The organism is Alicyclobacillus pomorum DSM 14955 (genome assembly GCF_000472905.1).
Lineage (GTDB): Bacteria > Bacillota > Bacilli > Alicyclobacillales > Alicyclobacillaceae > Alicyclobacillus_A > Alicyclobacillus_A pomorum.
This window is the reverse complement of record NZ_AXAR01000010.1, coordinates 114,790-124,503: the sequence shown is the minus strand read 5'-3', so window position 1 is coordinate 124,503 and position 9,714 is coordinate 114,790. Positions and strand designations below refer to the sequence as shown.

Annotated in this window: 7 protein-coding genes and 2 pseudogenes; 5 read left to right on the top strand and 4 right to left on the bottom strand. The window is 53.6% G+C overall.

Going from position 1 to position 9,714, the window contains the following annotated elements; translation table 11 throughout:
• Nucleotides 1-519, top strand: a pseudogene (locus YWK_RS0111680) (isocitrate lyase); the annotation flags it as partial.
• Nucleotides 520-1,371: 852 nt separating this feature from the next.
• Here YWK_RS0111680 and YWK_RS0111670 read toward each other — a convergent pair.
• The 3 genes from YWK_RS0111670 to ahlS form a co-directional block, all read right to left on the bottom strand.
• A complete protein-coding gene (locus YWK_RS0111670) occupies nt 1,372-2,817 on the bottom strand; it encodes an NAD-dependent succinate-semialdehyde dehydrogenase (RefSeq protein ID WP_026964944.1) in 1,446 nt (481 codons plus the stop codon).
• A gap of 148 nt (nt 2,818-2,965) precedes the next feature.
• The gene (locus YWK_RS0111665; protein WP_026964943.1) at nt 2,966-4,090 is read right to left on the bottom strand and encodes a zinc-dependent alcohol dehydrogenase family protein; all 1,125 of its coding nucleotides are present in this window, start codon (nt 4,088-4,090) and stop codon (nt 2,966-2,968) included.
• Between the two features lie 54 nt (nt 4,091-4,144).
• Nucleotides 4,145-4,993 (bottom strand): AhlS family quorum-quenching N-acyl homoserine lactonase, encoded by an 849-nt coding sequence (ahlS, locus tag YWK_RS0111660; protein WP_026964942.1) that lies wholly within the window; start codon nt 4,991-4,993, stop codon nt 4,145-4,147.
• Between the two features lie 263 nt (nt 4,994-5,256).
• Between ahlS and YWK_RS19630 the strand changes: the two genes are divergently transcribed.
• Entirely contained in the window at nt 5,257-6,621 is a 1,365-nt protein-coding gene (locus YWK_RS19630) for a sigma-54 interaction domain-containing protein (protein ID WP_051375515.1), read from the top strand.
• A 107-nt stretch (nt 6,622-6,728) separates the two neighbouring features.
• Nucleotides 6,729-7,118: pseudogene (locus tag YWK_RS19625) on the top strand (ABC transporter permease); the annotation flags it as partial.
• Nucleotides 7,119-7,298: 180 nt separating this feature from the next.
• Here the strand turns inward: YWK_RS19625 and YWK_RS0111645 are convergent.
• On the bottom strand, nt 7,299-8,303 hold the full coding sequence (locus YWK_RS0111645) for a hypothetical protein (RefSeq protein ID WP_026964941.1): 1,005 nt from the start codon (nt 8,301-8,303) through the stop codon (nt 7,299-7,301).
• Between the two features lie 286 nt (nt 8,304-8,589).
• Between YWK_RS0111645 and YWK_RS0111640 the strand changes: the two genes are divergently transcribed.
• Together YWK_RS0111640 and YWK_RS0111635 are read left to right on the top strand one after the other, a co-directional pair.
• Nucleotides 8,590-9,006, top strand: coding sequence for a hypothetical protein (locus YWK_RS0111640; RefSeq protein WP_026964940.1), 417 nt, complete (start codon nt 8,590-8,592; stop codon nt 9,004-9,006).
• Between the two features lie 67 nt (nt 9,007-9,073).
• Nucleotides 9,074-9,712: an FMN-binding negative transcriptional regulator gene (locus YWK_RS0111635; RefSeq protein WP_026964939.1), complete on the top strand. Its 639-nt coding sequence runs from the start codon at nt 9,074-9,076 to the stop codon at nt 9,710-9,712.
• Nucleotides 9,713-9,714: the final 2 nt, after the last annotated feature.

The window sequence follows — 9,714 nt, the reverse complement described above, 5'->3', positions numbered from 1 at the left end:
TTCTTCCGGATGAGGGGCGGTATCGATGCGGCCATCGCACGGGGACTGGCGTACGCGCCGTACGCGGACTTGGTCTGGTGTGAGACCTCCGAACCGAACATCGAAGAAGCGCGCAAGTTCGCGGAGGCGATTCACGCGGAGTTCCCAGACAAGTTGCTGGCGTACAACTGCTCGCCGTCGTTCAACTGGCGCAAGAAACTGGATGAAAAGACGATTGCGGAGTTCCAGACGATGCTCGGACAAATGGGATACAAGTTCCAGTTCGTCACGCTGGCTGGATTCCACACGTTAAACCACAGCATGTTCCAATTGGCGTGGGACTACAACCGACGCGGTATGGCAGCCTACTCCGACTTGCAGCAGGCGGAATTCGCAAGCGAACAGTACGGCTACACCGCAACTCGCCATCAGCGGGAAGTCGGTACGGGCTACTTCGACGAAGTGGCACAGGTGATTGCTGCTGGTTCCGCTTCGACAACTGCCCTGACTGGTTCGACCGAAGAAGAACAGTTTGTTTGAGATACGAAAGTTGGATGGGGAGGGGCGGGAAGCCCCCCTATCCATTCGCTTTCGAAGCCATCTTGAAGACAAATACAGGAGGTGCTTTTCTCATGGCTAAAGCAAATGAAATGGTAGTTCGCCGAGTGTTGAAGGTGCAAATGGATTCTGAAATGATAGGAAAGATGATTGAATCGAGACTTGACTCTGAGAAAAGGGACTCCAGTCTTTGGGTCAAGGACAGGATACTTGAGTATTACGAACGTACAACCAAGTAGGGATCTGGCGACGGTGGCGGCTTGAGTGATTCACCCCGTAGACGCAATCTACGGGGTTTTTGGTTAAACCCCCCAGATGCTCGATGTATCCAAGCACAGAAGTGATGAAATGAACATACAGAATCATCCGTATAAAATAGCAGGCACATGGGAAACACCAGTTTGTGATACTACCATCGGAAAAGGATGAGGATTCACATGCAAGCAGGGAGAGCCGAACTAAAACAATTTCTGAAAAATTCGGAGATAGAATCATACCTTGACAAACTGCAACACATACACCGCTCTAGAAGATGGGTTATCCCAGAAGATGGACTTCGCATCGAAAAAAGATACATGTCTCGTCGCTTACAAGGTGACTTATAATCTAGCGATTTGCATGACGACGAACATCTGGTTCAGCACAATATGTGGTGTTTCAAGCATTAGGGAAACGCAGGCAACATCTCGTCGTGCTGAACCGCTCAAGAGGAATGTTGTAACTCGCTCAATCAAATTCATTCTGCAAGTGCCTAGATCAGAACAGGGGTACGGACACAGGTCCGTCCCCCTGTTCTTGACATCAATGGAGCGCCAAGGGCACAGGTTATGTTCTTTAATCCAAGATGCCGCCGAGTGACAGATATTTGATGTCCAGATACTCCTGGATACCGTATTTGCTTCCCTCACGGCCAATGCCGGAGCTCTTGACGCCGCCGAACGGTGCTTGCGCCGTCGACGGCATGCCATCATTTGCCCCAAGGATGCCATACTCCAGCTGTTCGGCGAGGCGGAACACACGGCCGATGTCGCGTGTAAAATAGTATGCCGCGAGACCGTACTCCGTGTTGTTGGCGTAGGAGATGACTTCCTCTTCCGTGTCGAAGGGGACGACGGCTGCCACTGGACCAAATGTCTCCTCTTGTGTCACCAACATCGTGTGGTCGACGTCGGCCAAGACCGTTGGTGGGTAGAAATACCCTCGCGTACTTTCGCTGGTTCCACCAATGATCACCCGAGCACCTTTTGCTACAGCGTCTTCCACATGACGTTTCACTTTCTCAACCGCTGCCCGTTCAATTAAAGGTCCGACGTTGACGCCGTCTTCGAGCCCGTTTCCGACCTTCATCGCGGCCATACGATTTGCCAACATGTCGACGAAGTCAGCGTAAATGGAACGCTGCACATAGATTCGATTGGCAGAGACACAGGTTTCGCCCATGCCCCGCATCTTGCACGTGACGGCGTTCTCCACCGCTGCTTCGAGATTGGCGTCTTCAAAGACGATGAATGGGGCGTGTCCGCCTAGCTCCAGGGATACCCGCTTGACCGTGTCGGCCGCCTGGCGCATCAGAATCTTACCGACTTCGGTGGATCCGGTGAAGGAGATCTTGCGCACTCTGAAATCGTCCATGATCACCTTCGCCAACGCGGGGGCGTCGGTACCGACGACGACGGACAAGACGCCCTTCGGCAAGCCAGCCTCTTCGAATATGCGCGCCAGTTCAAAGGCAGACAGTGGTGTCAATTCCGACGGTTTGACAATCATTGTGCAACCGGCCGCCAGCGCGGGAGCGAGCTTGCGTGTGATCATCGCTGACGGGAAATTCCAAGGCGTGATGGCGGCCGTGATGCCGACTGGTCGCTTCAGAACGAGGATACGCTTGTCTCTGGAGCTGGACGGAATCGTATCTCCATACACGCGCATCGCTTCCTCCGCAAACCAATCCAAGAACGAGGCTGCATACGCCACCTCGCCACGGGCCTCGGCGAGCGGCTTGCCTTCTTCCATGGTCATCACGCGCGCGAGATGTTCCACCCGCTCTCGCATCAACTGCGCCGCCACTCGCAAGATCTTCGCGCGATCCGCAGCCACACTGTCCGCCCATTCCGGCTGTACTGCGTGGGCCGCGTCGATGGCGGCCTTTACGTCGCTCGCCGTGGCGTTCGGCACGGTGGCGATGGTCTCTTCGGTGGCCGGGTTGACGACGGCAAACGTCTCTTTGGCATCGCCATCGGTCCATACGCCGCCGATAAAGTTCTGATACGTGCCAAGTTCCATGTTTTTACCACGCTCCTCTTTGGGTATCAACGACTCGTCCCCTGCTGGTGGCGCGAGGCTTCTCAGAGAGCGCTACGTGGATGAGGAGTCTGCGTACCTGGCCCGGAGGACGAAAGTTATTCCCTTCACTCAACCATCATCTCACAAACTATAGGCTGACGACCAGTCTCGATGCTTCCCCGCGGTCGAGGCGGTCAAACCCTTCGTTGATCTGGTCCAGCGACAGGCAATCCGTCAAGAGTTTATCCACTGGCAGTCGCCCTTGCTTGTACAGTTCGATGAAACGGGGGATGTCTCGAGCTGGGACGCAGCTCCCGACATACGATCCTTTGACCGTCCGCTCTTCCGCGGTCAGTGTGACCTGCGGGAATGAGAAAAGGTGGCTTGGATGTGGAAGTCCGGTTGTCACCGTCGTTTCACCACGGCGTGTGATAGCAAAGGCGGTGTTCATCGCCGGCACAGCGCCTGCGGTTTCGAACGCGTACTCCACACCGCCGCCCGTCGCTGACTTGATTTGGTTGACCACCTCCGGATCGCGAGCGTCAAATGTATCGGTCGCACCCAGTTCCTCTGCAAATCTCAATTTCTGTGGATTCACATCGACCGCGATGATGCGGCGAGCGCCAGCAACCCGGGCTCCCAAGAGCGCACTCAGTCCGACGCCACCCAACCCGACAATCGCAACGCTGGCACCGACTGGAACGCGTGCTGTGTTCACCACGGCCCCAACGCCAGTGATGACCGCGCACCCGAAAATTGCGACTTTGTCAAATGGAATCTCAGGGTCTACCTTCACGAGCGAATGACGGTCCATAACGGCATAGTCGCTGAATCCGGAGACCCCAAGGTGGTGGTGCACCTCGTGGCCGTCCTTGTGCAGACGCCGTTCACCGCCGAGCAACGTACCGGCTGTATTCGCCGCCGCGCCAGGCTCACAGAGTGCGGGGCGCCCCTCCTGACACGGCAGGCAGTGCCCACAGCTCGGAACAAAGGCGCAGACCACGTGGTCTCCAGGTTTTAGGTCGTAGACATCCGGTCCCACCTCTACCACTTCGCCGGCGGCCTCATGGCCGAGTGCCATCGGCATCGGCCGAGGGCGGCTTCCATTGATGACGGACAAGTCCGAATGGCATAAGCCTGTCGCCCGTACGCGGACCAGGACTTCCCCTTTCCCGGGAGGATCCAACTCAAGTGTCTCAATCTTCAGTGGCTTGCTCTCCGCATATGGTGCGGGTAACCCCATTTCGTACAGTACCGCTGCGCGGATTTTCAAGGCATTCCTCTCCCCCATGGGTTGTTCTTTCATCAACGAAATCAAATTGCGAAATTACTCATAGTAACCCTCGTCCGATTTGCGGAAGGCTTTGAATTGTTCTGCGTCGTGGCCAAACCAGACCTCGGCCTTCGTCTCATGCGCGATTCGACGGATCCGCTCAACCGTTTTCACAAAACCGACGGAATCGTAGATGATTCCAGGCGGTTTCACCGGCGGGCCATAACTCTCGGCGGTGTAGATGGCGTCCGATGCGAGAATGATGTTCCCTTTCTCGGGAAGTTCCACGTATAGTCCAAGCATTCCCCAGGCATGGCCGCTGCCGAAGTTCAGTACACGCACACCCTCCGCCAACAGCACATTGTCCTCATCGCGCTTGAGCGTTCGCCACTGCAAGTTGTTTTTGATCCAGGCGTCGATGTCCGCCCAGATGTAAGCTCCTGCCTTCTGGTTGCGAGCGTAGGTTTGAAGAGCCCCGTTGAACTCGTCCTCGTGCACAATGATGGTGGCGTTTGTGAACATTTCTAGGCAACCGGCGTGATCGAGGTGAAGGTGCGAAGCGACGACGAATTTGATATCTTCTGGTCGTACCTTTAACTGTTCCAAACGATGGTGCAGGTAACACTCCTCGCTTGCCGTCCAGGGAAATTGAGATTGGGTAATTTCCGCCCATCTCCCGCTCGGCCCCATCGAGTTGGGGTTGCAGGCGGTGTCGAACAATATCTTGCCTTCCGGATGGTCAATCAGTACCGTGTAGATTGGAAATTCTACCATTTCGTTCGGGATGTTCGGATTGTGGATGGTTGCCGGATTATGCATGGCAATCATCCAATTCTTATCCATCTTCATTCGGCCGTTATCCATTACGTACAGCTTTGGATGCGTTTTCACGACATTCGCCACGTATTATCATCCCTTTCTTCAGAGTGTTGGGTCGACATGACATGTGTTATGCAAGAAACATGCCAATGATAGATTCAGCTGTGGCAGCGGGCATACGTGGCACACCGTCCAGCAATTTGGTGAAATAGTTCACCAAACGATGACGAAATTACCTGTATATTATTACAATGAAGGATGGTGATAGAAATCACCTAAGGTGAAATATGTCACCAGTCTTTGCGTGATCCATTTTTCGTTGAATGATGGTTGGTGGAGGGTACATCATGGCGGTGATAGATACGTTTTTGCGCACGAGACTTGCAGAAGTCATCGAGTGGTTTCCGGATGGGGTCTATGTGGTCAACGGCCGCGGGTACACCCTGTTGGTCAACTCGGCTTATGAAGCGTTGTCAGGAACCAACCGGCGCGAACTGATTGGTAGGCACATGGCTGAACTCGTTGAAAACGGATTCATTAACCAATCTGTCTCTCTCCTCGTTTTGGAGACGAAGAAGACCATGTCTATGATGCAAAACTTGCGTAACGGCAAAGAAGTGATTGTGACCGGAAATCCAGTCTTCAATAACCAGGGTGAGATTGAGCTGGTTGTGACCAGCGTTCGCGACATCACCCAGCTGAATCGTATCACTGCGGAGTTAGAGAAGGCTAAGGAATTGTCCCAATTGAACCGGCACCAATATCAGGTGACTACGCACAAGAAATCGACCGTGATTGCCCAAAGTCCGCAGATGCGAGAGATCCTTGAGCGAGTCAAACAGGTGGCTCCGTTTCCGACCAGCGTTCTCTTGTCGGGGCCTTCCGGTGTGGGAAAGGAGGTCATTGCAAACTACATCCACCAAATGAGCGACCGAAGCCAACAGCCGTTCATCAAGGTCAACTGTGCAGCCATCCCCGATGCGCTGCTGGAATCGGAGCTGTTTGGCTACGAACCCGGCGCGTTTACAGGGGCTCGAAAGGAAGGCAAGACAGGATTGTTCGAACTCGCCGATGGAGGCACCATCCTGCTTGACGAAATCGGCGACATGCCATTGCCGGTGCAAGCCAAACTGTTGCGGGTGTTACAAGACCTTCGAGTACTGCGCGTCGGAGCAATCCAGCCTCGGGCCATTGACGTCCGCGTCATTTCCGCGACCAACCGGGATCTGTTCGATCTAGTGCGGAAAGGTCGTTTTCGCGAAGATCTCTACTATCGCTTGCAGGTCGTCGAAATTCGCATCCCTCCTTTGCGTGAGCGTCCAGAGGATGTGGAGGCGTTGGTTGAACACTACTTTCACCATTATTCTGCAGCGTACAGAGTCGAAAAGCGAATGAGACCGGACACGAGACACATCCTGTGTCAATACAATTGGCCAGGCAACGTGCGAGAGTTGAAAAATATGATGGAGAGCCTGATTGTATCCGTTCCTTCACTCGTGATTGAGCCGCATCACCTCCCGTTGCATATACAAAGCAACCAAGGGACGTCTGGTAGCGTCCCTCTCAAGCAACAAATACAACGCTTTGAACGGCAGATTGTGATGGAGGCGCTGGAGCGTCATCGCACTTACCGAGCTGCGGCAAAGGCCTTAGGGATGGACCACTCGACGCTTGTGAAAAAAGTCCAGCGATGGCAGAAGGAACAGATATAGATTGCTTTTAGCGTCGTTTTCCGTAGCAAGCTCAGGCGTGGTGAAGAAGGGGTGGGTCTACATCAAAGGGGTCAAAAGAATGAGGGTCCCATTGTTTCACCGGATGGCCAGGCACCACGCGTATGATTCGCTCGTTGTTTCTTTCCTTGCGTGAGTCGGAGTTCATCATCGCTGCGAAAATCAGCGGCGCCAGCACATGGCGCATCATCTTTCGACACATGTTGCCTGCGTCCCTGGGACCGATTGTCGTCAACGCGACTTTGCAAATGGCAAACCTGATTGGCGTCGAAGCCGCACTGGAAGTTATTGGATTTGGCGTGAAGTCGAGCACGCCAAGTTGGGGCAACGTCCTCAATTCATCGATGGATTACTTCACTTTGTCCACGGAACCCTGGGCGTGGATCCCGCCCGCGTTACTGATTACGCTGACCATCCTTTGTATCAATTTCATTGGCGATGGACTGCGGGATGCGATTGACCCGTCTTTCGAGAAATAATTCTGCCTGGCATCAACTCGTACCTTGCACCCATCCGTGTGAAAACACAACAGCCGCCTAAGTCGTCTTGGGCGGCTGTTGTGATGCAGAGGACTTTTTGGTTTTCTATAGAAAGTTCGTCGTGACTTCAGCCATTTACAACATAACGACAAATCATTGTGGAATAATTTTACAAATCGCTCACTTGTTGGATGGTTGATTTGCGCCACTGTTCGTACCATTGGTCGCGGACGACGAGCCACCCGTGCTATCACCTGAGCCCGTGGACGCTCCGGATCCTGAGGTAGAATCGCCACTTCCTTGCGCATCGAGGTTTGTTACGCTGTCAATCTGCCAGACTCCGTTGGAGGCGGGATGCAATGTCCATCCGTTCGTCTGGCTCTGGTAGTAGTAGGCACCGTTGGTGTAGTAGTACGTGTCTACTTCGGTGGTAGGCAGGTCGATTTCGGTGGAAGTCACCTTCCCATCCTCCGGCACAGCGTGGAACAAGGTGAGCTCTATCTTTTGGATTCCGTTCTCTTGGAAAAACTGTTGCCACGATGATGCATCATTTTGCATGGCTTTCACGAAGTTATCGGTCACGTAGCCTTCGTGATACAGCTCGGACAGTAACGAATTCACGTCACTGGTGCTAGATAGGTTGGTCAGCAGGCTCTCCGTATATTTCACGATGGCAGTCGACGAATTGCCAACATAGTTCAGGTTGGTTTTGAGATTCAAAACAGTACCGTTCCAGGTGGGGGTTACAGGCAGGCGCTGGAGAATCTGCTCCAGGTACCAAATCGGCATGTAGGTGGTGGCTTGTCCTGAAGCCGGATCCACAGCAGCAACGGAATTGACCTTCTGGATGAGTGTATGATTCAAGTAAATGCTGGCGTCCCCGGTGCCGGACTTAATATTGCTCATGTTCGGTTCCATGTAGGAGGGCGTGGTCAAATTCCAACTATGGGTCTTCCCATCCCAGGTATTCTGGATCCCCAACTTCGTGAGTACCTGCTGCAGGTAGTAGATGGGCATGTATGTAGTTCCGTCGTGTACAATTCCTGCCGGTTTCGACAAAGATTGCCCGTTCAACTCAATATTTTTCCAGCTTGGTGTGGTTTGGGCAGCCATGGCCTGAGTGACAAACATCCCGGCCGCGAGAGTACCTGCCGCAATGCTTGCGGTCAATTTGCTTTTAAACAAATGACTTCATCCTCCCTTAACACTGTGAACCATCACACTGACACGGCCACTACGAAATCGGCCGTGTGACCTACCTCATCTATTGTCTTTTCTATCAAATATGACAGTATCATGACGGAGAATTCGTAGCAATGATAAAATTATGTAAAATGGATCAGCCGCGAAGGCCCATAAGAATCAGGGACTGGTATCGATTCATCGCGTCGGATCACCGCTCACATGGCGAAAGGTGAAGTTGGAATCCCGAATTCGGATGATTTTCCCATGAGGAGGAGCGAGTGCTGCAATGGTGCAATCTTTGCCGGACAGTCTGAAACAGCAAATGGCTGCGCTTTCCGAGCGCCACTTTGAATTCAAAGCGTTCACTGTACAGTCTAACGATGTACACCGTGTACTTCACGTGTATAGCGGAGCCTTTCGCAACCGCGGCTGGATGCACATTGGTCACATCAGATCCAATCGGCTCACCACCATCTTCTACGCCCGCCTGCTTCCTGCCGGATTGCGGGCAACATCACACCGTCAGTTTCAGTTCGAATCCATCGTCACCTTTCGCTTGCCAGGGAAGAAAGTTCTGGAACGGTATCGCGACTGGGAACCACTGTTGACAAAGCGGTGGTCCTCTTTCGAAAAAGATGTCCCTAGCGATTTTTGCGTGGCGTTCTTCGTGCGCAGACGGAGCCGCAAGTCCGTCGCGGTGTGAGGGACGCAAGAGCCGCTACTGTAGTCGTGTCGATGGTCAGCGGCACGGAAGAGGAGGAGTGAGCCCCATGTATGTTCCGAAGGTAAACCAGATGGTGGACCAAGACGAGGTGTTGGCGTTCCTGCGCGAGAATCCGTTTGCGGTGGTCGTTTCCTGTGTAGGCGAGCAACCTATCGCTACACATGTGCCACTGGAACTCGAAGTCCGAGAGCAGCAATGGGTACTCACGGGACACATGGCACAAGCCAATCCGCAGTGGAAAACCTTCCAAACATCGCCCACTGTCCTCGCCATATTCCAAGGCTCACACACGTACATTTCGTCATCGTGGTATGGACACGTGAACGTTCCGACGTGGAACTACGTGGCAGTGCACGTCACCGGCAGGGTACGGCTGCTCGACGAGGAGCGACTTCGGGAGACGCTGGCTGCCATGGTGAACCGCTACGAATCGCATCGGCCAGCAGGGACCACGTGGGATACCCTACCGCTGGAATACCTCGACAAGCAGCTAAAAGCCATCGTGGGCTTTGAAATCCTCGTCGAATCCGTGCAGGCGTCCAAGAAAATGAGCCAGAACCGCAATGACCAGGATTTTCAGAGCATTGTGAGCCACCTCGATGAATCGCATGAACCAGGGGACCGTGCCGTGAGCGACATCATGAAACGTGTACGACCGCATCTCTTTGTGGACGACACCCCCTGAAC